The sequence below is a fragment of the Streptomyces sp. NPDC031274 genome (assembly GCF_055570235.1).
This window is the reverse complement of the sequence record NZ_JBVIHP010000365.1, coordinates 1-1,164: the sequence shown is the minus strand read 5'-3', so window position 1 is coordinate 1,164 and position 1,164 is coordinate 1. Positions and strand designations below refer to the sequence as shown.

Below are 1,164 nucleotides of genomic sequence, written 5' to 3'. Positions count from 1 at the left end.
CGACCGGGGCGATGTCGTGCTCGCCGGGCCGGGTGTCGGCGAGGTCGTACGACGACGCGACATCCGTGCACTCGGCGACGCCGTACTGGTGCAGGAGAGTGCACGTGTTCTCCTCACGCCCACCCCACTCCGCGATCCTTTCGATGTGCAGTGGTTCCCCGCCGAAGAGCACGTAGTCCAGCCGGCTGAGGGCGTCGCCACCACGGGCGGTCTCCCAGTCCACCAGCACGTACAGCGTGCTCGACGCGCAGTGCACGGTGTGTATCTCGTGCTCATGCAGCAAGCGATACGCCATCGCGGCATCGAAGTTGCGGCTCGCCATCAGGTACTGGGTAGCACCACAGAACAACGGCAGCATCAGGCTGCGCTGGGAGAGATCGAACCCGAACGCGCTGACGACCAGGTTGCTGGACCCAGGGTGCAGGCGGTACTCGATCTGCAGCCAGTTCAGCAAGTTGAACCAGCCCTCGTGCCGCACCCCGGCGAGTTTCGGCGTACCGGTCGACCCGGAGGTGAAGACCGCGTAGCACACGTCGTCCCCGGTGACCGGGACGTCGGGAGCAGTCGCCGGGAGGCCTTCAAGGTGGTCGGAAAGCCGTTCAGGGGCGACCACTTCGACCGCCGCCGACTCCATCAGCCCGGCCGTTGCCGGGGAGGCCACGACCAGGGCCAGACCGGGGGTCTGCTGCTGCAGCAGGCGGAGTCTCGCCGCCGGATAAGCCGGGTCGAACGGCACGTAGGCCGCGCCTGCTTTCAGCGTGCCGAGGATGACGACGACCAGGTCGACCGAATAGTCAAGACAGAGACCGACCTTGGCGCCTCGGCCGTGTCCGCGCGCGATGAGGAAGTGCGCGAACCGATTGGCCGCGGCGTCCAGTTCCGCGTAGGTCAACTGCTCTCCGGCGCAGCTGACGGCAACGGCGTCCGGGGCGGCCCGGGCGCATGCCTCGAACCGCGCGTGGACGACAGGCGTCGGCGGCAGAGCGACCCGCTTTCCCCGGAGAATCATCAACTAACTCCGATAAGTACTGCTCCGGTGGACGACAAGCGGGCCGCCCCGGTGCGATGGGCGAAGAATTGTGCGCGCTCAGCGTTTTTCAGTCCGCCGCCATGGCCTCACGCAGGCTCTTCGGCCGCAGGTCGGTCCAGTTCCGCTCGACGTAC

Annotated in this window: 1 protein-coding gene; it reads right to left on the bottom strand. The window is 67.3% G+C overall.

Going from position 1 to position 1,164, the window contains the following annotated elements; genetic code table 11:
* Positions 1–1,009 (bottom strand): AMP-binding protein (locus ACZ5CR_RS46410; protein ID WP_468870085.1); only part of this gene is annotated, 1,009 nt, incomplete at its 3' end.
* Positions 1,010–1,164: the final 155 nt, after the last annotated feature.